Origin of the sequence: Sphingomonas sp. BAUL-RG-20F-R05-02 (genome assembly GCF_022662305.1) — a bacterium.
GTDB lineage: Bacteria > Pseudomonadota > Alphaproteobacteria > Sphingomonadales > Sphingomonadaceae > Sphingomonas.
Genome location: NZ_JAKNQH010000009.1, coordinates 105,963 through 129,356, shown reverse-complemented (window position 1 = coordinate 129,356; position 23,394 = coordinate 105,963). Strand labels below are relative to the sequence as shown.

At 64.6% G+C, this 23,394-nt stretch carries 27 protein-coding genes; 10 read left to right on the top strand and 17 right to left on the bottom strand.

Annotated elements, in window-relative coordinates; translation table 11 throughout:
* The 11 genes from L8F97_RS17295 to L8F97_RS17245 form a co-directional block, all read right to left on the bottom strand.
* Positions 1-678 carry a virB8 family protein gene (locus tag L8F97_RS17295; RefSeq protein ID WP_242153048.1) on the bottom strand — a complete coding sequence of 226 codons (678 nt, stop codon included), beginning with the start codon at positions 676-678 and terminating at the stop codon, positions 1-3.
* Positions 679-1,114: 436 nt separating this feature from the next.
* A complete protein-coding gene (locus tag L8F97_RS17290) occupies positions 1,115-2,155 on the bottom strand; it encodes a type IV secretion system protein (RefSeq protein ID WP_242153046.1) in 1,041 nt (346 codons plus the stop codon).
* 69 nt (positions 2,156-2,224) lie between these two features.
* On the bottom strand, positions 2,225-2,497 hold the full coding sequence (locus L8F97_RS17285; RefSeq protein ID WP_121905600.1) for a hypothetical protein: 273 nt from the start codon (positions 2,495-2,497) through the stop codon (positions 2,225-2,227).
* A 2-nt stretch (positions 2,498-2,499) separates the two neighbouring features.
* Positions 2,500-3,225, bottom strand: coding sequence for a type IV secretion system protein (locus tag L8F97_RS17280; RefSeq protein ID WP_121905601.1), 726 nt, complete (start codon positions 3,223-3,225; stop codon positions 2,500-2,502).
* Between the two features lies 1 nt (position 3,226).
* Entirely contained in the window at positions 3,227-5,593 is a 2,367-nt protein-coding gene (locus L8F97_RS17275; RefSeq protein ID WP_242153043.1) for a VirB4 family type IV secretion/conjugal transfer ATPase, read from the bottom strand.
* The gene (locus tag L8F97_RS17270; protein WP_121905603.1) at positions 5,586-5,927 is read right to left on the bottom strand and encodes a type IV secretion system protein VirB3; all 342 of its coding nucleotides are present in this window, start codon (positions 5,925-5,927) and stop codon (positions 5,586-5,588) included. Before L8F97_RS17270 ends, L8F97_RS17275 begins: the two co-directional genes overlap by 8 nt.
* Positions 5,920-6,255 (bottom strand): TrbC/VirB2 family protein, encoded by a 336-nt coding sequence (locus tag L8F97_RS17265; protein WP_229839537.1) that lies wholly within the window; start codon positions 6,253-6,255, stop codon positions 5,920-5,922. Before L8F97_RS17265 ends, L8F97_RS17270 begins: the two co-directional genes overlap by 8 nt.
* A 10-nt stretch (positions 6,256-6,265) precedes the next feature.
* Positions 6,266-7,594 carry an LPD7 domain-containing protein gene (locus L8F97_RS17260; protein ID WP_242153040.1) on the bottom strand — a complete coding sequence of 443 codons (1,329 nt, stop codon included), beginning with the start codon at positions 7,592-7,594 and terminating at the stop codon, positions 6,266-6,268.
* Positions 7,591-8,190 (bottom strand): lytic transglycosylase domain-containing protein, encoded by a 600-nt coding sequence (locus tag L8F97_RS17255; protein WP_242153038.1) that lies wholly within the window; start codon positions 8,188-8,190, stop codon positions 7,591-7,593. The genes L8F97_RS17260 and L8F97_RS17255 overlap by 4 nt, the downstream gene beginning before the upstream one ends.
* A complete protein-coding gene (locus L8F97_RS17250) occupies positions 8,187-8,540 on the bottom strand; it encodes a hypothetical protein (protein ID WP_242153035.1) in 354 nt (117 codons plus the stop codon). The genes L8F97_RS17255 and L8F97_RS17250 overlap by 4 nt, the downstream gene beginning before the upstream one ends.
* A complete protein-coding gene (locus L8F97_RS17245) occupies positions 8,537-9,193 on the bottom strand; it encodes a muramidase (RefSeq protein WP_242153032.1) in 657 nt (218 codons plus the stop codon). The genes L8F97_RS17250 and L8F97_RS17245 overlap by 4 nt, the downstream gene beginning before the upstream one ends.
* A gap of 330 nt (positions 9,194-9,523) precedes the next feature.
* Here L8F97_RS17245 and L8F97_RS17240 point away from each other — a divergent pair, with 330 nt between their 5' ends.
* The 3 genes from L8F97_RS17240 (at position 9,524) to L8F97_RS17230 (ending at position 11,790) form a co-directional block, all read left to right on the top strand.
* On the top strand, positions 9,524-10,300 hold the full coding sequence (locus tag L8F97_RS17240) for a hypothetical protein (RefSeq protein ID WP_242153029.1): 777 nt from the start codon (positions 9,524-9,526) through the stop codon (positions 10,298-10,300).
* 51 nt (positions 10,301-10,351) lie between these two features.
* The gene (locus L8F97_RS17235) at positions 10,352-10,675 is read left to right on the top strand and encodes a single-stranded DNA-binding protein (RefSeq protein ID WP_037533373.1); all 324 of its coding nucleotides are present in this window, start codon (positions 10,352-10,354) and stop codon (positions 10,673-10,675) included.
* A 245-nt stretch (positions 10,676-10,920) separates the two neighbouring features.
* Positions 10,921-11,790: a toprim domain-containing protein gene (locus L8F97_RS17230; RefSeq protein WP_242153026.1), complete on the top strand. Its 870-nt coding sequence runs from the start codon at positions 10,921-10,923 to the stop codon at positions 11,788-11,790.
* A 42-nt stretch (positions 11,791-11,832) separates the two neighbouring features.
* On the opposite strand, the gene L8F97_RS17225 is transcribed toward L8F97_RS17230, so the two are convergent.
* The 3 genes from L8F97_RS17225 to L8F97_RS17215 form a co-directional block, all read right to left on the bottom strand.
* A complete protein-coding gene (locus L8F97_RS17225) occupies positions 11,833-12,459 on the bottom strand; it encodes an SOS response-associated peptidase (RefSeq protein WP_242153023.1) in 627 nt (208 codons plus the stop codon).
* Between the two features lie 49 nt (positions 12,460-12,508).
* Positions 12,509-12,778 (bottom strand): HU family DNA-binding protein, encoded by a 270-nt coding sequence (locus L8F97_RS17220; RefSeq protein WP_037533376.1) that lies wholly within the window; start codon positions 12,776-12,778, stop codon positions 12,509-12,511.
* Positions 12,779-12,989: 211 nt separating this feature from the next.
* Positions 12,990-13,433, bottom strand: a complete 444-nt coding sequence (locus L8F97_RS17215; RefSeq protein ID WP_242153020.1) for a hypothetical protein — start codon at positions 13,431-13,433, stop codon at positions 12,990-12,992.
* A 303-nt stretch (positions 13,434-13,736) separates the two neighbouring features.
* Here L8F97_RS17215 and L8F97_RS17210 point away from each other — a divergent pair, with 303 nt between their 5' ends.
* The 4 genes from L8F97_RS17210 (at position 13,737) to L8F97_RS17195 (ending at position 19,751) form a co-directional block, all read left to right on the top strand.
* Positions 13,737-14,498 (top strand): ImuA family protein, encoded by a 762-nt coding sequence (locus tag L8F97_RS17210; RefSeq protein WP_242153018.1) that lies wholly within the window; start codon positions 13,737-13,739, stop codon positions 14,496-14,498.
* 235 nt (positions 14,499-14,733) lie between these two features.
* Positions 14,734-16,197: a Y-family DNA polymerase gene (locus L8F97_RS17205; RefSeq protein ID WP_242153014.1), complete on the top strand. Its 1,464-nt coding sequence runs from the start codon at positions 14,734-14,736 to the stop codon at positions 16,195-16,197.
* Positions 16,194-19,460, top strand: coding sequence for an error-prone DNA polymerase (locus L8F97_RS17200; protein ID WP_242153010.1), 3,267 nt, complete (start codon positions 16,194-16,196; stop codon positions 19,458-19,460). Before L8F97_RS17205 ends, L8F97_RS17200 begins: the two co-directional genes overlap by 4 nt.
* Positions 19,461-19,463: 3 nt before the next feature.
* Positions 19,464-19,751, top strand: a complete 288-nt coding sequence (locus L8F97_RS17195) for a hypothetical protein (protein ID WP_037533385.1) — start codon at positions 19,464-19,466, stop codon at positions 19,749-19,751.
* Between the two features lie 98 nt (positions 19,752-19,849).
* On the opposite strand, the gene L8F97_RS17190 is transcribed toward L8F97_RS17195, so the two are convergent.
* From L8F97_RS17190 to L8F97_RS17180, 3 genes are all read right to left on the bottom strand, one after another.
* Complete coding sequence (locus L8F97_RS17190) at positions 19,850-20,140, bottom strand: DUF1488 family protein (protein WP_242153008.1); 291 nt, start codon at positions 20,138-20,140, stop codon at positions 19,850-19,852.
* Between the two features lie 6 nt (positions 20,141-20,146).
* The gene (locus L8F97_RS17185; RefSeq protein ID WP_242153005.1) at positions 20,147-20,338 is read right to left on the bottom strand and encodes a hypothetical protein; all 192 of its coding nucleotides are present in this window, start codon (positions 20,336-20,338) and stop codon (positions 20,147-20,149) included.
* A gap of 191 nt (positions 20,339-20,529) precedes the next feature.
* Entirely contained in the window at positions 20,530-20,736 is a 207-nt protein-coding gene (locus L8F97_RS17180) for a hypothetical protein (RefSeq protein ID WP_037533394.1), read from the bottom strand.
* 335 nt (positions 20,737-21,071) lie between these two features.
* Between L8F97_RS17180 and L8F97_RS17175 the strand changes: the two genes are divergently transcribed.
* From L8F97_RS17175 to L8F97_RS17165, 3 genes are all read left to right on the top strand, one after another.
* Complete coding sequence (locus tag L8F97_RS17175; protein WP_198527092.1) at positions 21,072-21,356, top strand: helix-turn-helix domain-containing protein; 285 nt, start codon at positions 21,072-21,074, stop codon at positions 21,354-21,356.
* Positions 21,353-22,639: a type II toxin-antitoxin system HipA family toxin gene (locus tag L8F97_RS17170; protein WP_242153002.1), complete on the top strand. Its 1,287-nt coding sequence runs from the start codon at positions 21,353-21,355 to the stop codon at positions 22,637-22,639. The genes L8F97_RS17175 and L8F97_RS17170 overlap by 4 nt, the downstream gene beginning before the upstream one ends.
* A gap of 487 nt (positions 22,640-23,126) precedes the next feature.
* Complete coding sequence (locus tag L8F97_RS17165) at positions 23,127-23,393, top strand: hypothetical protein (protein ID WP_242152999.1); 267 nt, start codon at positions 23,127-23,129, stop codon at positions 23,391-23,393.
* Position 23,394 lies beyond the last annotated feature (1 nt).

The window sequence follows — 23,394 nt, the reverse complement described above, 5'->3', positions numbered from 1 at the left end:
TCACGCCTCCGGATCAGAACGATAATTCACGACCTGGAAGCCGAGCGGATTGATATTCCGATCCTTCTCATGCTCCGGCGCTGTCGTGTATCTGAAGGTCAGTATCGCGTTCCAATTTTGCGCGATCGGCGTGTTCTGCCCGAAGGTGATGATCTTCGCGAAGCGGACCTGCGCCACGGTAGGACTGAGGAAACTGATCGTCCGGATCGAGATCGAGACGAAGCCCTTGTCGCCGTAAATGTTGGAAGGCGCGGTCTTGTTGTTGGCCTGAACGCTGTTCAGGTAACGAGCGCTCTCGGCGGAATCGCTGGTGAGCATGACCGTATAGGCGTTCTCGCGCGCGGCATCGTTTAGCCAGCCTTCGCGCAACCGCACATATTGCGAGATGAAGTAGCGGTTGACCGCATCCTCATAGGTGCGCGGCTGCGGCCCCTTGAGCGCGGTCACGACCTGCGTCTCGCCCGAGCTCTTGTCGACCCTGATGACATAGGGCTCGACGGTCTTCAGCGGGCTGAGCATCGCGACTGCCGCAACCGACGCCACAGCGAGCGTGCACGCAGCCGCCGCAACGCCCCAGGCGAGCCGCTTGGACTGGATCGCCGCACGCATACGATCGTATTCCCACGTCCTTGAGGTCTCGTAATATTTCTCTTTATCTTCGGCCTTCACCGCGCCCATGGCGTCGATCCCTTCAGCAGGAGGAGTAGGTCGGCGCGACGTCCTGCGCGGACGTACGTGGCGCAGATCGCGGGATATTCATGGCCCCAGATCCGATTGGGGCGGCAGGCGTACCTCCGGCACCGGGCGTAGGGGGCGGTGCGGGAAAAGGCGCAGGCGCTGGCTCGCGTGATGGAGGAACCACCATCGACTGCCCTGCGCCCTGCTGTGACGCCGGCAGTGGCACCGGCAAGCTCGGCAGGATCGACCCGTAGAGGTTGGCGGGACGCCGGTGTTTGCCGTCGCACACCGAGACGGGCTTGATATGGGTCCCGGTGCAGCCGGCAAGCACAAGCGTGCCGATCGCCACGATGGTCAGCCTTTTCATACTGTCTCCGTTCGTAAGGTCCCGCGCTTGGCGGTTTCGTGATGCATGGTTCCGGACCGGCCAGCCGGCCTAATTGGACCGAGAGGCCGAGCCGCCCGTGCCGCCTCCTCCTGGCGGGGGACGGTTCGCCTGCGTCGCGCGTCGGAACATGAGCCGGTTGGTCAACATGTTCGCCCCGGTCTGCAGGAAGCCATGGCCGCCAGAGGACGCACCCCCCGAGATGCCCGCGGCGATGGCCGGCGATTGAAAGAAGAAGATCGTGCCGACGATGTAGATCGCCGCGCAGGCGATCGTCGCGACGAGCATCACGGCGGCTTTCAGAACGATGTAGCCGTTCTGCGCCATGACGAAGGACGAGCCGTCTTCGGGGATCGATCCCATGATGCCGTCCATCGCGGCTTCCTGGAGGCCGGTAATGAACTTGGTCATGATCGCCATGACGACCATCAGCAGGATGAAATTGACGGTCTGCTTCAGCCACCCGTCGAACAGCCAGCGGGAGGAGTTGAAAAGCAGACACGCCAGCGCGAGCGGCGCGAGCGCGACGCAGATCGCAACCGACAGCTTGGCAAAAATGACGATGCAAAAGCCGATCGACGCCGACATAAACGCGAAGATGTAGAGGACGGCGACGCACAGATAGGTGATCAGGGTGGCGCTGAGCTGGATCACGGGTGTGCGAAAGTCAGTGATGCCCTTCTGCTCTTGCGACTGAACTTTCAGGTTCGCATTGACCAACTTTTCCGAGAGCTTGCCGGTATCGGCGACATAGGTATCGAAGGTGGTGCCCGGGTTGGTGACGGGCGTGCCCGATCCAGCCGCGATGATTTCGCTCGGCAAGTTGGTGACCACGTTCACCACAAACGCCGAATAGCCAACCGCACTGGCAGCCGCGAGGGCGAACCCGACCTTGCCGGCCTGGAATACCAGCTCGCGAAGTGGAGCCTGGATAGCCCCTCGTAGCACGGCGAAGCCGAGCAGCAGGAAGTAGATGATCGCTGCCAGGGCCAAAGGCGCTGCAACGAAACTGACGAGCCCCGCTCCGAAGCTCGCAACCGAGGTCGCTATGGCGGTTTCCACATACGAATACATCGTCGTGAACAGCGTCATGATGTTGGGTGGGCCGGCAGCCATTGGATGAGGTTCCGATCTTCGGCGATCAAGGCGCAGCGATTAAATCTACTTCTTGCGGATCGTGCTCTGTTTGAAGAAGTCCGCCTCTTCGTTGCCGGCCTTGGTCTGGGCGACCGAGATGGTCGCGTCACCGGTCGTCGCGCACATCTTGGCCTTCTGATCCGCAGGGAGATGGCTGTATTCCCCCGCATCGCACTTCGCCTGCCACTGCGAGAGGAGTTGAGGACTGGCGATCAGCTCCTTGGCGGTAGGCACCACGACGTTCTGTTGGCATCCGCAGACGACGAGCAACGAGCAGAGGGATAGTATCTTGCGCATGATCACTTCCTGATCGTGTTGGCACTGAAGAATGCTGCTTCATCGCGACCGGCCGCCACTTGCGCTGCGCTGATCTGCATGTTCGCCTGACCGGCCTGCGCCATCTGGATCGCCTGCATCTTGAGCATATCGTTTTGAAGCTGTGCCTGTTCGACCGAGATCCGGGCTTGCAGATCCATCACGTCCTTGGGATCTTTGGCATACGACAGTTGCTCGCGGAGCTGGTCGAGGCCCTGCATCCGGGTCTGGGCGATGCTGAGCGTATTCTCGCCCAGCGCGGCCGTGGCAGCCGATGAGCTGGTCGCATCCTTGAGCGCCTGGTTGTAGGCCAGATCCGCGTCGGAGGACGACGTTGCCGGCAGCGCGTACCGAGATTGGATGCTCGATGCGAGCGAACCGAGCGGACCGATCTTCGACAGGTCGCCACCGAGCAACGTCGAGGCGTCGATTGTCGTGTTGGGCAGGATGTTGCGCACTTGCGCGTTGAGCAATTGCGGGGCGAGCGCGTTAACGTTGGTCAGCTTTTGAAGCGAGCTGAGCGTCGTCGTCGCCGTCTGGATCTGCTGCTCGCCCTGCTGAATCATTTTGACCGTGTTCTGAACCTGGGCGAGCGCCTGCACATAGGTCGAGGTGTCGAACACAGGGATGCCCTGTGCAGCGGCCGGCGACGTAAACGCGACGATCGCGACCGGCGCGGCTGCAACCATGATGATGCGCTTGAGCGACATGTCAGCTTCTCCTTTGGTTGGCATAGAAATGCGGCAGCCACGCCGCAGGATCGTTGCCCGCCAGGGCAATGGCCTCCTCCATGGCGACGAGGGTTTCCTCGCGGCCAGAAAGCACTTTCAGCTCATTGGGCATCCCGCCGAGATCGAGCTTTGCAACGATCGAGGTATGCCCTTGCTTGACCAGAAAGGTCCGGCTCTCCGGCGTCAGATCCTCACGGATCAGCCGGTACTCCGCGTCCGTCAGGCCGAGCCCGTCGCAATAATCCGATCGCTTGGCGTCCGAGTTTGGAAGCAAGATCTTGGTCGCGGTCTGCTCGATGATCGAGTGCGCGATCGGCGAGCGCAGCGCATCGGCCGGGGACTGCGTGCCAAATACCATGAAGGCGTTGCGCTTACGGAAGGTCTTGAGACCGTCCTGCGCGAACGCCCGAAAGGCTTCGTCCTGAAGCGCCTTCCAGAACTCGTCTACGTCGACCACGACACGCTGCCCGTCCAGCAGCTCGTCGACGCGGTGGAAGAGGTACAACATCGTGGGAGTGCGGATCTCCGGGTTCTCCAGGAAGTCCGTCATGTCGAAGCCGATGAACCGCGCCGACATCGACACCTCGTCCTGCGGACCATCGAAAGCCCAGCCGAGCGGGCCGCCCAGACACCAGCGCTCCAGCCGCGCACCAATGCCCTCCGCATCGGCGTAGCCCAGCATTTCGCGCAACGCGCTGAACGAGCGCGACGGCGCCGGCAGCCGCATCACCGCCTCGATACCCTCGTCGATCAGTCGCTCTTCGGCGACGCTGAGAGGGCGGTTTTCCCGGCGTACCAGAACACGGATAAACTGCCGCAGAAACGCGATGTCGTGCGGAGACGGGGTGAGGCCCTTCAACGGCGCGAAGCCGGTGGGCTCGCCGTCGCGCAGCGCCAAATAGGTGCCGCCACAAGCGCGCACGAAGATCTCGGCACCGCGGTCCTTGTCGAAAAACACCTGTTTCGCGCCGGTCTTTTCGAGCTGCGCTTGCAGGAAGTTCTGCAGCACCGTCTTGCCGCCACCGGTTGGCCCGATGATGAGCGTGTGGCCGATGTCGGCACGGTGAAAATTGAACCAGAAGGACGAGCCCGCGCGCGTCTTGAGCAGCGTTACCGCCTCGCCCCAGTGGTTCCCCGACTTGCGGCCGGCCGGGAAGGTGTAGAACGGGCTCAGGCCTGCAAAATTGCGTGTGTTGATGACCGCGGGGCGCGCGCGCATCCTGAAATTGCCGGGAAGCTGCGCCCAGAAGGCGGCTTCCAGCGCGACGTCCTCGCGCGCCATCACCATGCCCGTATCGGCCGCTGCCGATCGGGCTATCGACAAGCGTTCCAGCAGCCGCTTCGGGTTCTCGTCGATGACCGCGATCGAGAGGTGATGCTCGCCCATGGCGAAGCGGTTCGCCATGAGATCGTCGACGCCGTCGAGCAGTTCCTCCGCCTGGCTGACGCCGGCATCGTCCGAGGAGACCATTTGCTTGTATTTTTTCGTGAACCGCTCGCTCGCGACCGACTTCACCAACGGCGCGAAACTCTGGGTCAGCACGAACGGGAAGTCGAGCGTGAGCAGGCTGTTGAACTGACCGGTCCGCGTGCTGGCGACATACTCGCGCACACCGAACATGCCGAGATAATGCGACGTGTGCGGCAGCCGGATCTCGGCCGCCTCGCGACCGAACACCACGCGTGAGGCATACAGGGCTTGGCCCAGCCTGCCGTCGAGCAGCGGCACGCGGATGCGGTCGCCGGTCAGGATGAAGTGCAGCACCTCCATCGGTCGTGAAAAAAGGACGCCGTTGTGCTCATACAGCGAGAGCGGCTTTGGCGCGACATCGGCGAGCAGCGTTTCGAAGTCGCGGCACTTGTCCGCCATGATAGTGAGCGCGCGATGGTCAATCTCGGCGTTGGCTTTTCGCCTGGAGAAAAGCCGCGTCACTTGCTCGCCGGCCATGCTCGACGGCCGGACGATGATCGTGACGTAGAACTCGTTGTGGTAGAGGACTTTCTCCTTCAGCGTGTCGGCGTATTTCTCCTGCAAGGTTCGCGCGAAGTCGGAGTGGAAGTCGCCACCGAGAACAGGGTCGGTCGCTGTCCGCACGAGATGGGTCCACAGCGCGACGCGATCGTCACCGATCGAGCGCCACGCGATGTTGAGCTTGTTATGCCAGGTGTTGAGGTCGCCGATGTCGCTGGTCTCGAACGGCCGCCCATCGACGCGGTACATGCGCATGAGCGAGCCGTCTTCGAGGGCAACCAGCGTGTCGTCGACGTGCCGCGTGTAAGGAATGAACTTGATGTCATCCGTCTCGCGAACCGCGATCTTCTTATGCCTCAGCCTGGTATCAGTCATTGCCGAAATGCTTCCGCTTCACGCCTTTGGCGAGGCGGACGGGTGAGTAGCTCCCGCCGCCCCAGAACTTGCGGTTCTTGGATAGGAAGCCGGTCTGGAACCACAGGCCCCACAGCCGGAACGCGTTGAAGTCGTAGTGACAGATCATGCGTGCCGGGAAGTAGAGCGCTCCGAACAAGGCCAGGGGGTAAAACGGATTATGGAAAACCCCCCAGATCACCATGCAGACCATGATGATCGGCAGGATCGCCTCGAGCGGCAATCCCATGAACACCGATGGTCTGGTCAGGGCGAGGAACACCTTATCCTCGGCGAGCCTATCCGCGTCAGCCACCCGAGCTGCTCATCCAGCCGACGATCGTCGTGGCCGAAAAAATGATACCGATGCCAATCAGCACCGTGACCGCTTTTCCCCAGTCCATCCGACCGGTCAGCTTGGCATAGCCGACCGCCATGACGGCGATGACGCCGACCACGGACGCAACGGTAGTCATCCATGCCTTGATAGTGTTGAGACCACCTTCGATCGCGGTTCCATCGGCAAAGGCCGGCTGGGCGATCGAAATGAGGGCGAGCGCACCGACAAAGCCGATGACCTGCCGCGCGCGGGCGTCGGACAACATCCGGCCCATGCCTTGAGTGAACTTCATACGGGTCTCCATGGCTTGGGGTTTACCTCTCGAGATCGTGGGTGGGGCGGATCGGCTCGACCTGCCGCACAGGCGTCGGCTCGCGGACCGAAACATCCAGGCCGCGCCGCAGCACGTCCGAGATCATGTGGCGGCTCTCCAAGCTCGCGGACGTCATCCGTTCCGCGTCGCCATCGAACGCCGCACCAAGGTGCTGATCCATCGCCGCCTGCGCCAGTAGCGCGTTGGCGAGGCGCGGCTCGGCGGCGATACTCTCCGCCCCGCCATGAAGGAACAGTTCGGCCAGTTCGTCATTTTCGTGACGTCGCTCAGGCGCGGCCTGATGAAGGCGCTCCTCCCGAACGATATGGGGTTCCTGTTCGGTCTGTCGCTCGGGCGCAGCCGTCGCTTCGCCGGCTAGGCGGTCTTCGGGCGTGGCGGCGAGCGCGCCGCCGAGCGGCACGTTCGCACCGGCTTCGCGGGCGACTTCGTGCCGGTTGAGCCCAGAGCGGACGATGTAGATCGCATCGGCGACCTCGCCGTCCCACGCGCCGTCGCGAGCCATCTGGCGCAGACCGTCGGGTTCATAACCGGACCTTGAGAAGGCGCTGACCAGCGTCGGGCTTTCCAAGGCCCGCTCCAGCGCCCCGTTCAGCGCATCCCTGTTCAGATCGATACGTTCGGCCTGAACCTCCCTCCGCAAGGGGTCCATGTCCTCGCTGACGGCCGCGTAGAGCGCCTTGCGATCCTGCGTGTGGACGCTCACCGTCAACAGGAGGCGCTTGTCTGCGTCGGACAATTCGGTGCTGCTTCCGCTTGGCAACGGCTGAGGCGCGCCGTTCCTCTCCGCGTCGGCCGACGGCGCGACTACTGTCGCCTCCGTCGCCCCGACAGCCGCCGTCGGAGCGACGGGTTCGACAGTCGGCGCCGGCTTCTCCGCCACCTCACGGTCGCGTCGTGCAGCATCGGCGCGACGCAGCTCTTCCATTCGCGCCTGTTCGTCGAAGCTCGGCTCATAGCCGCGCACGGTCAGGCCTTCGCGCGACGCTGCCGTCCACACGGCCTGACGAAACTCAGGCGAACCTTCGACGTCGATTCCTGCCCAGCCATTGTGCTTGGCGATCGTGACCAGGGCCGAGACGGTCTCGGGATCCTCGTTTCGAGCAATGATGCGATCGCCGGCAATCTCGATCGACGGGTTCTCACGATCTGTCGGCAGGAACATGCCGACGCGGCGCTCGCTGCCGTCGGACGGCTCGATGATCCGTACCTGATACCGTGTCGCCAGCTCAGGCGGAATCTGGAAAGCCGCCTGTCCGGCTTGCGTCTCCGCGTCGAGGCCGCCCCGTGCAACGCTGTTATCCGCGCTCATTTGAAGACCTGAACCGCGCTGGAATCGATCTGCCCCACCACCCAGCTAGCTTCGGCGATCCCTTGCTTTGCCGAGGCGGGCGTGGCGGTCGGCGCCGACGCCGAGCCTGGGATGGGCGGGGGTGTCTGGATCGTCCCCATGCCGCTCGCGGCCGACCAGACGCGACCGACATAACCATTGTGGAAACCGCGCGTCAGCGTGCCGGTGTTGTAGAGCGAATAGGTCGCGGAGATCGCGTCCAGCCCCGTATAATGCTGGATCGCGAGGCCATATCCCGCCCGAAGGATCGAGGATGCGAGCCGCAGGTTCGTACAGGGGTCGAAGGCCTGTTCGACGGTAACGCCCAACCGCGCTAAATTGGCGGAGTTCACCTGCGCCAGCCCGACATCAACCGTATAGCCGGCCGCCATGTACCGGCGCACCAGCGCGGCACCGTCGGCGATCGACGCGGCGCGGACACGCGGCCCCTTGTTAATATTGATCGCCAGATCGTCGCCGCCGCTTTCGGTCACGACGAGGGGAACAACCGCCTCGGTCGCGATCTCAGGCGCGCATTGCTGCGCAAGCATCGTGATCGCGGCGATGGCGTGGATCATTGCTGCGTCACCGTCTGGTAGCGGGTGTCGAGCGCGTACCGCGACGTTCCGCCATCGGCCTGCGTCACGGTCAGGTCGTAGCCGTGCTTGGCCTTTTTCATTTTGACGCCGACCCCGGTGCAGGTCGGGAACGAGCTGCCGATAGCGAGGGCGTTCCAGAGTTTCGTGATCGGCGGGACGCACTCGACATATTTCGTCGGCGAGCCGGGTGTCGCGAGGCAGAGGACCACCTGACACCCCCAGTCCGACGCGTAGGCGGGTTGTGGGGCCGCGACCGCCACGACGCCGGCCACGCAAAGCGAGATGGCGCCAGTAGTGCCGCCCAGCTTGGTCATCAGGTATCGGATCATGAGCCACCTCCATGAGCTGCGCGCCACTCTTCGGTTGCGAACACGTCCCACTGCGCCGGTGCATTGGCAGCAAGGGCGAGGGCCGAGGCCCGCGCGGTCGGTGCGGGGGCCGCCTCAACTCCGGCGGGCGTCGGGGGGGACGGCGCGTCGCCCTGTGCGACGGTGATGATCCAGTCCTCGTCGGCTTCGATCGGTCGGGTCCGGTCGATGACCTGCCCGGGTCGTGCGAACGCGACATGCCAGTGGTTCGCGTGACCGCGATCCCCCGGCCCGAGCAGTTCGATGATCCGGATACCGCTCTGTGTCATGAGGGCCCGGATCTGCTCGCGGTCGATCGCGTGGACGCCGCCTGCGGGAACGAAATCGACTGCCTGGCCGAACTTGTGCCAGCTATACCGCGCGCCGTAGCTGGCGTTCATTGGGCGGATCGTATCGGTGATCCGCGAGCCAAAGGCGCGACGAACGAGGGCTGCGACGTTCGACGCCGAGAGCGCGCCCACGGAGCCGATAGAAGACCGGTCGTCGTCGATATGCGAGAGCGCGCAGGCATCAAAAACCGTTGCCAGCGTGATACCGTAAGTCGCAAAATCACGGCCGCGGATCGCCAGCGGCCCCGCCTCGAAGTCCGCGCCCAACGCGATCAGATCACGCACCGTCGCCTCTGCGTCAGCTGCGTTGCCGGGCTGCCTAGCGAGGACCGCACCCGAACGAACGGAGATTGCGAGCGACGCGGGAGATGGCGTTCCGGCCCCGGCTAGCCCGGCGGCACAGAGTTGAATTGCCTTCGCTACGATACTCGCCGGAAGCACACCAATGCACCATTGCTGAATTGAACCCAAGCAGATGTCAGCGACTAGAGGACATCGACATCAAAAGGCTAAACCTGAAGCATAAGGCAAACAACAACACATCTGGAGCGATCCATTCGCGATTATGGAGTGATACGGCGTAATCCATTGCGACTAGAGGCACGATATTGCACCATGAGCATAGGAGATGTGTTGCAAACCGCTTTAGGCAATTGTCAGCTAGGCCAGCACCTAGCTGATTTAGTTGTCGAGTGGTTTCGAGTTGACTGGGACGACGGTGGATATACGGGCCATTCGCTCTTGAGGCTGCAAGCTATATCGGGCGGGTTGGCGCTCTTGATCGCCATCGGCTTCTGGTATCGGCCGTTCGACGACAAGCGGGCTAGGAGGCGCGGTGAGGTTTCGGCCTGCAGCGTCGCCGCGACCCATGACTTCTGCGATGCCGTTGCCGGCCTATCGACGGCGCTCCGCAATCCCTTCTTGCGGGTGGACCGAACCGGCATCCTGCCGCCCCGCGATACGCCAGGGGCCGTCGATCCCTCTATCACTCAGGCGAACATCGGCACGACGATCTGCCGACCCGGCTATGCCCGATCGGTCCGCCCCGCCTTCGCGGTTACCGCGCCCGTCAAACGGCGCTTGATGGACGCGCAGCATCCGGGCGAGTCCTTCGCCGATTACGAACTCGACCATCTGATCCCGATCTCGCTTGGCGGCGCGCCGCTCGACCTACGCGATCTGTGGCTCCAGCCCCGGCGCGGCCAGGCGAATGCGGCCGACAAGAATGCCTTGGCATATGTCTTGTGGCGACTGGTTTGCGAGCGCCGCGTGCCACTTCGGACGGCGCAGCAGGCCATCCGGCGCGACTGGACAACGGCCTACGACACATACGCGACGCCCGAGAATTTGGGGCGCTACCACTTTCGGCACCGGCAAGAGGAGCCCGACTAGGCTCGCACCGGGCCGCCGGATCCGATCCCAACATCAACCAAGGAGGATATCATGCCACAGAATATTGCCGAGTTTCGGATCATCGGTCGCATCGGCAAAATCACGGCGCGCGAGAAGGTCACCTATGTGAGCGTCGCCGCTAATTATAACCGGCGCGACGGGGACGACTGGAAGACCGACACGCTGTGGAACAGCGTCGTGTGCTTCTCCAATGTCGGACCCCAGGTCGAAGCAGCCGGGAAGGGTGATCTGGTGCATGTCACCGGCCGAGTCCGCGAGAGCAACCACGGCGAAGGCAACGAGGTTTCCTACCGCACCGAGCTGATTGCCGACACCTTCTCGATCCTGACCAAGGCCGAAGCCGAGCATAGCTGATTGGGAGCGGGTTGGCGGCGCGGCTACACCTCCACCGCGTTGCGATCCAGCCCGCGTGGCCGTCTCGGCCTGGTTGGGTGACGATCCTCGCTTGGGTCGCCACCCGGACGAAAGAGATCGTCGCGCCGCGCGCGGCCCACCTTCTCATGCCGACCATCCAGAGTGGAGGATGCCGCCTGTGCCTTCGGTGATATTTTCCGGAGGCTAAAGTGACCGAAACCGACCAACTTCACAGGACGTGGCCGATGACGAGACTACCGCTCGATGCCGAATTCCGAGCCAAGAACATCGTCGAACAGCTCGGCGGGGTGTGGCGCGGCACTCGCGGCGAATGCCGCTGCCCGGCCCATGACGATGGCTCACCCAGCCTGTCCGTCCGCCTCGGCGATTCGGCGATTCTCTTCCACTGTTTTGCCGGCTGTACAGCGCTCGAGGTGCTGAAGGCGCTTCAGCGCCAAAAGCTCCATGACCGTTCCGCGGTGGCAATGCCGGAGGGAAAACCAAAGCGCGACATGGGCGCGCTCGCCCTGCGTCTCTGGAATGCCAGCGTCCCGGTCGCGGGCACACTGGCCGAAGCCTATCTCGTCGCCCGCGGCCTCGCCGCGCCCTATCCCAAGGCCTTGCGCTTCAACCCGGCGACCATATTCGGCTCCGGTGCCGACAGACGCGTGATGCCCGCGATGATCGCCGCGGTCGAAAACGACCTCGGACTGGTTGCCGTCCAGCGGACCTTCCTCGATCCTGTCGACGTGCTGCGCAAGCCCATTCCAAAGCCGAAGGTTGCACTAGGACTGGTCGGCACAGCTGCGATCCGGCTTGCGTCCGCGACCGACGAGTTGGGCCTTGCCGAAGGAATCGAGGACGCTCTGTCAGCAACGCAGTGGTTCGGAACGCCGACATGGGCGCTGGGCGGTGTCGAACGGCTCGCCTTCGTCGCGATCCCGGAGAAGGTCCGCCGGGTGATCGTTTACGGTGACCGAGGCCGCGCGGCCGACCGCCTGCTGGAAAAGGCACGCGATCACCTGACAGCGAACGGGCGCGAGCTCATCAGCCGCGTACCCGAGGATCATGACGACTGGAACGACGCCTGGCGCGCGCACCAGCGGAGCGCATGAAACCGCAACTGCGGCAGCTGAATTACGCGGATTATGGGCGTGTCAGCCGAGCCGCATCAACTGGGAAGGGTAGGGGGCGACGAGCCCCTTCAGATCGTTCCATGGTGCCGATAGCCAGCGATCATAGTCGTCGTCGTCGTGAAGGACCACCGGCATCGCCTTTGGATGGATCGGCGCGACGATCGCATTCGGTTCGGTGGTCAAGAACCCGTAAGCATTCCCGCGCTCGGTCGGTCGCCAAATCCCGGCAAAGGCAAAAATCGGGCGGCTAGGCACGTCGAACCAGTGCAGCGGCTTCTTTCCGTCCTCGCCCGGCGCGATCCCGAACTCGGAGAACGCCGTTACCGGCACCAGGCAACGGCGCGCCGGGGTTGTCAGCATCGACCGCCAGAAGCTCGAATTGAGATTGCGCACGTTGGTCACGTACTTGGTGAGCTTTACGCTTGCGTCGCGCTTACTCGGCACCTGCGTCGGTACACCCCACTCCATCCGCTCGATCTTCCGGTCGGCGCCGTCCTGGATGACCACTTGGCCGTAGAACGGCGTCTTCTTGCCCGACGGAAAGATGTCGGGGACCGGATACGTCTCGTCGGGCTCGTAAGGCGGGCGGATGCCGAATGTCGCGGCGATCTCCGCCTGCTTCGCGGTCAGCCTGTATCGATTGCACATCCGAGCACCCTTTCGGTGCCGGCAAGCTCCGCCCACCGGCACTCTGGCCTTAGAGCTTGTCCTTCAGACCCTTGGCGGGTGTGAACGAGACCTTCTTCGATGCAGCGATCGTCATGGCCTCGCCGGTCGACGGATTGCGGCCCTGGCGCTCGGGACGATCCTTGACCGAGAACTTGCCGAACCCGGCGATCGAGACTTCTTCGCCTTTTGCGGCCGCGCTTGCGATCTGGTCGAACACGGCGGCGATTGCGGCCTTGGCCTCTGCCTCGCTCGTGCCTGTCGTCCCAGCGACGCCCTTCGCCAGTTCACCGATGTTCATGCTACTTACTCTCCCTTGTGGATCTGGCCGGACCTTAGCCGTGCCGAGCGCCGATACAATGATGCTGCTCGACGATGCGAAATCGCGGGCGCCCGCCTGATGGTCCGCAAACTGGCTAATCATGACATGGTCGAGGTGTACCATCCCGGGTGCGGGCAGGGGTGATCGCCGAGTTGGCGCCCGAGCCAACGCAAAGCCTTCGGCCGAGTTTCTACTGCGCGCTGCGCTCTCGCGTGACGCGCGGATCTTCATACAGGTCGCGGATCGCGCGCAGGCGAAAGACGTTCCACCAGCGCTGCCATCGATGCTCGGCCGCATCGTGGATCATATGGCAACGCTGGCAGAGCGCCGCGAGATTGCCGGGCATGCTGTTGCCTGGATCGTGATCGAGATGCGCACAAGCCAGCACGACATAAGTCGTTCGTACCGACGCCAGAATGAAGCCGCCCTTGAGCGCGATCCGCTTGCCACAGCCGGAGCGCCAACACACGGCATCGGCATCCCACCAGCGACCATCGCCAAGATGGGCGACCCGACGCATATGCGGTCTCGAGCAGTGCTCGCAGCGCGCGCCGGCCCGATCGAACCGGATCACGTCCGACAGCTGGCGCCAGTCGATCGGGTAAAGCCAGCGGTTTTCAGGGCGGATCGGCATCTCGATTCTATGAGTCAGCCGATGGCAGAACGAAAGCGAAATCTTCTCGGTTTGTTTTTGGTCTGTTATGTAACCGTTCCACGCGGTGCGTACCGTCAATTTTCGTGCCGAGGCCCGTGATCGTGCGCGGCGATACTGGCAACTCATTCGAGATCGCGCTGTAGACCGCGTATTCGTTACGACTCCGTACCGTCCGGCCCTCGGCTGCGGTCAAGCCCAAAGACTCGATCCGGCAGACATAAATCCGTTGACCAAGCGCCGGCGGTAACGGAACATAAAGCGAACACGTAGAGTCTAACCACAATGTCAGCCGTCCTCGATTCGCTTCCCCAGAGCATCGCCCATCTGCGAAGCATTGCGATGCCGCTCGCCGATTACCGGGTCCTGCCATTCGGCGTGAGTGACCTCGACAATCGTCTGAACGGGGGAGGGCTCCGGGCTGGAGCGTTGCACGAGGTCGCGGCACGGACCTGTTCGCTGGTCGACGATGCGGCTGCCACGTTGTTCCTTGCCGGTATCGCCGCGCGAGAAGCGCAAAACATGCGTGCCCCAGTGCTTTGGGCAAGCTGCCGGAACGATCTCTACGCGCCTGGCTTGGCGCAAGCCGGGTTGTGCTCGGCGAACGTGATCTACGCCCAGCCTGGGGACGACGCCGCTCTCCTGGCGGTTGTCGAGGACGCGATCCGGGATGGTACGCCGGCAGCGGTCGTGGCCGAGACGGCAAAGGTTTCGATGGTCGCCACGCGCCGCCTCCAGCTCGTCGCGGCTGAAGCCGACATTCCTGTGCTGCTCTTGCGACGTTGGCGGGGCCGCTCGCAAGACCCGCTCGGCGAGCCCTCCGCTGCCTGGACGCGCTGGCGGGTCGCCAGCGCCCCGTCGCAGCGGCTCACGGTTGCCGGGGTGGGACGCGCCCGTTGGTCGGTCGAGCTGGCGCGTCAACGCACCGGCGGGTCCTTCTCATTGATCGTGGAGGGGTGCGATGAGACGGGTTGTCTCGCTGTTCCTGCCGCACTTGGCCATCGAGCGGCTGAGACGGCTGGACCGGCACGCCACGCCGCGGCCTGAGCGGTTAGCGCTCCCCCTTCCGGTCGACGACGATCCGGGTGAATGCTCTGTCCCGAGGGGTGGCGGATGGCGGCCAGGTGCGCGCTGGGCGCAGGCACAATCGCCGGCCAAAAACGAGGTTGCCGGGCATATCGCGGCGCTCCCCTCGCATGCGAGGCCGCCCATGCGCGAACTCGGGCGGCGATCGGAAGCCGCGAGCCATCCGTACAAGGCCGCGGCGGTTACGCGACCGGCCATGATCGAGACACGGCCCGCAACCGCTCATGCTCCGCTGGCGCTTGTCGGCAAGGTCGGGCGGCGTGAGGAAGTCGTGGCGGCGTGCGCTGCGGCGGCCTCGCTCGGTATCCATGTCGGAATGGCCGCTACCCATGCCCGCGCTCTGGTGTCCGATCTCGACTTCCGGCCCGCCCAGCCAGAGGCGGACGCGGTCCTACTCGACCGTCTCGCGCTGCTTGCCGTTCGGCGTTGGTCGCCCATTGCGGCCGCGGCGCCGACCGATGGCCTGTGGATTGACCTCGCCGGCTGCGATCACCTCTACGGGGGAGAAGAGCGCTTTTGCCGACGCCTGCGCGCCTTCTGCCAGCGCGCCGGATTCACGGCGCGCATCGCGGTCGCCGACACGCCGGGCGCTGCGCACGCGCTTGCAAGGTACGGCCGGGAAGATCTGACGATCGTGCCGGCCGGTGGTACGGTCCAAGCGATATCGCCGCTTCCGATCGCCGCCTTGCGGCTGACCGGCACGGCGCTCAGCGCGGCCAAGCGGTTCGGCTTCGAAACCATCGCAGACCTTTTGCCGGTCGCGCGCGGCCCGCTCGCGCGGCGGCTGGGCCTGCCCGCGATCATCCGGCTCGATCAGGCGCTCGGCGGCGTGGCGGAGCCGATAACGCCGCGCGAAGATGTCACCGTTCCAGCCGTCGAGCGCCGCCTGCTCGAGCCGATCGGCACGGCCGAGGCGATCGCACAGGTGATGGAGGATTTGCTCGGCGATTTGGCCGAGGTGCTGCAGGCGAGCGGGCTCGGTGCGCGATCGCTCCGCCTGTCGGGACTGTGCGTCGATGGGACCGAACAGGTCGTGGCGGTCGGTACATCGCGGCCGACACGCGACGTCTCCCATCTCTTGCGCCTCATGAAGCTCAGGATCGAGCGCATCGATCCCGGACTGGGGCTTGAGCAGTTCCTGCTTGTGGCGCCGCATACCGAGCCGCTCGACGCAGTGGACCAGGGCGCAGTGCTAGCTGGCGAGGTTCTGGTGCGCGACCCCGCGCGCCTCGTCGATGTCGTCGCCGGCCGCATCGGCCCGAATGCAGTCTATCGGATCGCGCCGATCCCGAGCCATGTACCCGAGCGCGCGGTCGCGCGCGCCGACCCGGTCGAAATGCCGGCAGGGTGGCCGACATGGCGGCGGCCGGTTCGGCTCTTCGCCAGGCCAGAGCCCTTATGGGGCGTCATTGCGCTGCTGCCCGACCAACCGCCGCGGCGCTTCGAGTGGCGTGGCGAAGCGCACAAGGTCGTCGCCGGCGATGGCCCCGAGCGGATCCACGGCGAATGGTGGCGCCGCGACGCCGAGACTTGGGCGGTACGGGACTATTACCGCGTCGAGGATGAGGCAGGCGGCCGTTTCTGGGTATTCCGGCGCGGCGACGGCACACATGATGATACCGGCGATCTCAGCTGGTGGATCCACGGCGTGTTCGCATGAGCGCGCCCTATGTCGAGCTTCAGGTGCTCACCCATTTCTCGCTGCTGCGCGGCGCGTCGAGCCCCGACGAGCTGTTCGCGGCGGCGGCACTGCTCGGGTATCCCGCGATCGGGATCAGCGACATCGGTACGGTGGCGGGCGTCGTGCGCGCCTGGGAGGCGCAAAAGGCGACCGGCGTCTGCTCGATCGCGGGTACGCGTGTCGATCTCTCCTGCGGGCGCCGCCTGATCCTCTATCCGACCGATCGCCCCGCCTGGTCACGGATCACGCGGCTCCTGACCGTCGGGAAGAAGCGGGCGGGGAAGGGGGGCTGCCTGCTGCACTGGCACGACCTTGAGCCATGGTCGGAGGGAATCATCGCTATCCTGCTACCGGACGAGGCGGATCAGGCGAACCTTGTGGCACTTGCCGACCTGAAGACGGTTTACGGCCGACGCGGGTACATGGCGCTGTTCCAGCGCCGGCGGCCGGACGACGCCGTCCGTATCGATGCGCTGGCTAGGCAGGCTGGCGGCGCTGGCGTCCGCGCGGTCGCAACCGGTGACGTCCTCTACCATGCGCCCGAAGCCCGCCTTCTGCAGGACGTGGTTACGGCCGTGCGCGAGAAGTGCACCGTTGATGAGCTCGGCTACCGCCGTGAGATCAACGCCGATCGCGCGCTCAAATCACCGGAGGAAATGGTCCGGCGCTTTCGTGATTATCCCGACGCGCTCCGCGCCAGCGTCGATATCGCCCGGGCTTGCACCTTCGATCTTGGTGAGCTGGCCTATCAATATCCCCACGAGCGGCTGATCGATGGCCTGAGTGCGCAGGACGCGCTGCAGAAGCTCGCGACCGAGGCGGTCGAGCGGATGTTCGATGGCAAGGTCCCGGCCGCCTATACCGACCAGATCGGCCACGAGATGCGGTTGATCGGCGAGCTCGGTTACGCGCCCTATTTCCTCACCGTCTATGCGATCGTGCGCGAAGCACGCCGCCGCGGCATCCTGTGCCAAGGGCGTGGCTCGGCCGCGAACTCGTGCGTGTGCTTCGTGCTGGGGGTGACCTCGATCGATCCGATCAAGCACGAGCTTCTCTTCGAGCGCTTCGTGTCGGGGGAACGGCGCGAACCACCCGACATCGACGTCGACTTCGAACATGAACGTCGAGAAGAGATCATCCAGTGGATCTACGAAACCTATGGGCGTGATCGATCCGCGCTGACCGCGGTCGTTCAGCGCTACCGCGCGCGCGGTGCGGTGCGCGATGTCGGCAAGGCGTTGGGGTTGCCCGAAGACCTCACGTCCTCGCTGGCGGGGCTGGTATGGGGGTGGTCCGCCGAAGGCGTGGGCGAGAAACAGGTCCAGGAGCTGAACCTCGATATCGGCGATCGCCGACTGCGCCTCACCCTGGAACTCGCCCGCAAGCTGATCGGCGTGCCCCGCCACATGAGCCAGCACCCGGGCGGGTTTGTCCTGACGCATGATCGGCTGGACGATCTCGTGCCGATCGAGCCCGCCGCGATGGAAGATCGCCAGATCATCGAGTGGGACAAGGACGACATCGATGCGCTGAAGTTCATGAAGGTCGATGTGCTCGGCCTCGGCATGCTCGGCTGCATGAACCGTGCCTTCAACATGCTCGAGCAGGATAAGGGCATCCGCATCGGCCTGGCCGACCTCCAGGACGACGATCCGGCCGTGTACGCGATGATCCAGAAGGCCGACACGCTCGGCACCTTCCAGATCGAGAGCCGCGCGCAGATGTCGATGCTGCCCCGGATGAAGCCGCGCCGGTTCTACGATCTCGTGATCCAGGTCGCGATCGTCCGACCGGGGCCGATCCAAGGCGACATGGTTCATCCCTATCTGCGTCGGCGCGAGGGGCTGGAGAAGCCCGAATATCCCCGGCCGGAGCTCCGCGCGGTGCTGGAAAAGACGCTCGGCGTGCCGTTGTTCCAGGAACAGGCGATGAAGGTCGCGATAGTCGGCGCGGGCTTTACCCCGGCCGAAGCGGATCAGCTGCGCCGCGCCATGGCGACCTTCAAGGTCACCGGCGGCGTCTCGCATTTCTCGGCGAAGCTGGTCGAGGGTATGGTTTCCCGCGGTTATCCCCGCGACTTCGCCGAACGCACCTTCCGCCAACTCGAGGGCTTCGGCTCTTATGGGTTTCCGGAAAGCCACGCGGCGAGCTTTGCGAAGATCTCGTACGCATCGAGCTGGATGAAGCATCACCATCCCGACGTCTTCTGTGCTTCGCTCATGAACGCGCAGCCGATGGGATTTTATGCGCCCGCGCAGATCGTGCGCGACGCTCAGGCGCACGATGTCCAGGTCCGGCCCCCGTGCATTAACGCGAGCCGGTGGGACTGCACGTTGGAGCCGACAGGCGGCCGCTACCTCGCGGTTCGGCTCGGGCTTCGCCAGGTGCGCGGGCTGTCGAACGCCGACGGGGCCGCGATCGTAGGAGCGCGCAGCACGACATTTTTCGATTCGATCGAGGACGTGTGGCGTCGATCCGGCGTCCAGCGCGCCGCGATCGAGAAGCTGGCGGATGCCGATGCGTTTCACGCATTCGGCGCCGACCGGCGGCAGGGCCTGTGGAAGGTGAGGGGCCTTGGCGAGGCACCGCTGCCGCTGTTCGCGGCTGCGGACCGCGCTGCGGAGACGATTAGCGCCGAAGGAATCGAACCGTCGGTCGACCTACGACCGCTGACGGATGGTCGCGAAGTGATCGAGGATTACCGTTCGCTGCAGCTCTCGCTGCGGGCGCATCCTCTGACGTTCGTTCGGGGTGAGCTGGCCAGGCGTGGCGTAACCGAATGCGCTGAACTCGCGAACATTCGGGATGGCCGGCACGTCGAGGTCGCCGGCATCATCCTGGTCCGCCAGAAGCCCGGCTCGGCCAAGGGCGTGTTGTTCATCACGATCGAGGACGAAACGGGGATCGCCAACGGCATCCTGTGGCCGGATCGGTTCGAGCGGCTACGCCGCACGATCATGTCCGCGTCGATGATCGGCATGAAGGGCCGGGTGCAGAAAGAGGGCGAGGTGATCCACGTCATCTGCGACCGGATCATCGACCATGGTGACCTGCTGCACCGAGTGGGCGAGATGTCGTTCCCCCATCGGACCGGCCGCGGCGATGGGGCCAAGCATGCCGGATCGCCTGACCGCGGTGACGCGGGTTGGAAGCCGGAGCCGCGCAACTGCTACTGGCCGCCGCACGCTGAGGGCATGGATCCCGAGGACGCCGTACGCTTCAAATCGCATGACTTTCGTTGAGCGATGGCAAAGCTTGCTCGCCACCAGCGCGTCGTCATCGCGCTATCGGTCCATATCCTGCGGAGCGGCGTCGCCCGCTGCTCGGACACGCGCGTGGACGGCGTGGAGGTTCGCTTGGCGCTTCGGTGCCTGCTACCGCATTGCCCGGAGCGTTGGCCGCTCGAGCTTTATTGGGATGCGGCGCGCCAGGAAAATGAGATTGGCAGGGCGCAGGGGGTGACCGCCGCGTTCAACGGCATTGTCCGTCAGCTGCGCCGCGCAGGCCGATATGAGGAAGTGCTGGATCAGTGAGAAAGCGTGCCGCCCGCATCCTCAGCTGAGGCACCTCGGGGATGGTGCCCGTCGGATGGCATGGATCGATCCGGATGGCGCTTCCTTCCGCCACGGCTTCAGCTTTCTACGTCGGCCGCAGTCAGCAGGATCGGGGGCTCCCCGCCGAGCCGCTTGACGAACTCGCGCTGTGCTATGCGGTGAATGTCGCTCTCGAACTCGATGAAGACCTCGAGGGCAGTTTCGGAGTCGAGCGTATCGCGATCGGGATCGAGGAGCTGCGTCAAAGCCTCGCTGGTGATGAGGAACTCGACGACTCCTAAGTTAGTGGCACCCGTGAACCCGACGCTCTCGCGTTCGGCAACCCAGTAATAGTCCCCCATCTCGAAACGGACGCTGGGATTGGCCATGCCGCCTTACTCCTCTGGTGTGCTGGAAGCCGGCAGGTGCTCCGCCAGTGCTGCGATACCCTCACCGGTAAAGGTCGTGCTGGAGGCGCCCTCGATCTGGACGGGATGCTCTACCGTCAAGACGGCCGCGGCTTGATGCTCGGGGTCCAGTTTCTGCCAATCGCGAACTGCCCGTTCGAGGTTGGTGACTTCGGCCACGTCGCTATCGCCGCGCGGGACGTTTCGAGCGAGGCGCTCATCCGCCAGTTGATCTCGGGTGTCTTCGCGCTTTCACCCCAGGTCGCTTCGGTCATGATCGTCTACCTTCTCGCGTGTGGTTCTGGGCGCGATTTCGAATATAGCCCGACAGGGCGCGTCCGTGCCAGTCCGAAGCCCACAATGCGCGAGCTTCAAGGGCCGCGAGGGGCGACCGCGATGATATCGAGCTTGCGCAAGGCTCGTGCCAGGCGTTTGGCATCGAGTAGCCCGATGCCATGGGCGCGAAAGGCGCTCGCGAGTTGTCTCTCGGTCAATGGCGCCGACACCTGATCGAGAACGGCAAGCGCGGCGGCGCGCACCTCAGGGGGTGCAGCCTTCAGGGCGTCTAGGGCTTTCATTCTGCCTCATGAAGGTTGCTCGGTCCGATCGGTAGACCAAAGACATAGCGCCGCGCCATGCGACTTGCACGTGCCACGCCCCGCGATGCCGGCGACCTGAAGAACAACCCGCCACGGCCGACGCTCTGTGTGAGATTACCGGTTCTGTCGATGCCGCCCGAGCAGTCAGTTGCATCCGCGCCTGTCGAACCCGGGCAACGCGTCTCGAACCGGCTATCTCGACTGGCAACGTAAGGTCGTGTATAACGTACCGTATTAGCCTGATGGGCGCTTATATGAGACGCTAGATGCGATCGACTGTTGCTGATACTCTTCCGCCGCGCGTGAGGCGCAGCTTGACGAAGCTGGGCGCCGATATCGCGCTGGCGCGCAAGAAGCGCAGCCTCACAGTGGTCATGATGGCCGAACGCATCGGTGTGGCCAAGAGCACATACCTCAAGCTGGAGAAAGGCGATCCGACGGTCGCGCTGGGCACGTACGCCATGACGTTCTTCGTTCTGGGGTTCGGCGAAAGCCTCGGAGACATCCTCGACGCCAGGAACGACGAGCAGGGTCTGTTGCTCGACGTGGAGCGCATGCCGCAGCGCGTCCGCAGGCCCAAACCGCCGGTTTCGCTGTGAGGCGGACGATTGGCATTCAGATCGGCGACGAAGCCCGCGGCGTGGGATTGCTGCATTACAATCAGCAGGGGAGCCGGGAGAGCGCAGGCTTCGAATATGATGCCGGCTGGCTCGCCGATCCCGACCGCTTCGCTCTCGAGCCCGCGCTGCCGCTCGTTGCCGGCCCACAATTCCACCGCAAGGTGGGCACCGGTTCTGTTTTCCATGCCGCGATCGCGGACACCGAGCCAGACGGCTGGGGCAAGCGCGTCATTCAGCGCGACCATGCCAAGCGGCGGCAGGATGCCCGCCGCCGCGGTGAGGAGGTCGATGCTCGAGCGCTGAATGGCCTCGATTATCTGTTGGCGGTGGACGATGTCAGCCGGGTGGGGGCGCTGCGTCTCGTCGACGAACAAGGGACTGCTCAGCGCGCGACCGAGGATGGTCGCCGCACCACGCCGCCCCTCATCGAGTTGGGTCACCTCCTGGCCGCCAGTCGCGCGGTTGAGACCAATACCGAGACCGCAGCCGATCTCGCCTATTTGCGCGGTCGCGGCACATCGCTTGGCGGCCTGCGCCCCAAATGCACCGTCGTCGATGACGAGGGGCGCTTGTCGATCGGCAAGTTTCCAAGCGTCGCCGACGAGCGCTCGGTTACGCGAGGGGAGGTGCTGGCGATGCGGCTAGCCCGTCGCGCCGGGATCGACGCCGCCGACGCCCGGCTGATCGACAGCGATGGCGACTCGATCGCGCTGATCCGTCGGTTCGATCGCCCCGCGGGGGGCGGGCGGCTCATGTACGTCTCGGCCGCGACGATGATCGGGGCGGAGCCTGGCGACGCGCAGGAGCATGCCTATACCGAGATCGTCGATGCGCTTCGTGTGAACGGGAGCGCTCCGACCGCCGACATCGAGGAGCTATGGCGCAGGATCGCCTTTTCGATCCTGATTACGAATGTCGACGATCATCTAATGAACCACGGCTTCCTGCACGTCGATCGTGGCCTGTGGCGGCTGGCGCCAGCCTTCGACATCAACCCGTTCCCCGAGCGACTGCGCGAGTTAAAGACCTGGGTCTCGGAAGAGGTTGGACCAGAGGCAACCATCGATGCCCTGATGTCGGTGCTGCCGTACTTTCGCATTACCCTGCTGCGCGCGCAGGAGATGCTCGCGCAGGTCGAGCAGGCCGTCGCGGGGTGGCAGGAAGAGGGACGTGCGCTCGGTATGACCAATACCGATCTGGACAGCTTTGCCGAGGCGTTCGAGCATGAGGAGCGCGCGGCGGCCCAAAGGGTGCTGGTTTGAGGCGATGGCAGCGACCCAAAAAACCGTCCGCTTATTCGTAAAACGGGTGGATTGCCGCACGTCCGGTCTGGAGCGCCGCGAAGCCGATAGTCGCCGTTCATTCAGCAGTCGGCGGCGGCCGAAAATGCCGGATCGCTGGCGGAAAGCGAAAGAATCGCTTTCGGGCGAGAACCTGACGTAGGCGGCCGTCCTCGGCGTGCTCAGCGTCGGTAGCTAACGCCATTCCGGCGCAGGACCAGTGGACGGAGCTCGGCGCCCCCGTCAGGCTTTCCGTCTCGTACTCGTGCGACGTTCCGGTCGCCGATGGCGAGGCTGTGGGCTTCGACCTGGGGCTGTACGTCCTCGACGACGGCGGGCGCGCCCGGATGGCCCGTTGGTCGGCGTCGGACGTTCCGGTCAGATCGCAGTCGGTGAGATTGGCGCGTTGAGGCGGCCTGCCCTTGACAATGGTGCGTCGAGAGATCAAATCGGGAACGTGGAGTTGTACATGAGCTCACCTTCGGAACGAGCGGGCGCTGGCGGTACCGGTTGGACGGTCGCGATCGACGACGCGTGGCGCACGCCGCGGCTCCGCCGCGAGTTCGAGCGGTCGACCGGCCAGGCGCCGCTCGGCGTGGGCGATGCCGTCGAAGGCGCGGACCGGCGGACCGGCCGCACCTCCAGCTACCGCGACGCCTTCGTGCTCTGGGTCACGAGCCGCCGCGGGCTCGAGGCGGTGGCGCCCGCCTCGGTGAGGGCCCGTCTGGCCGACTGAG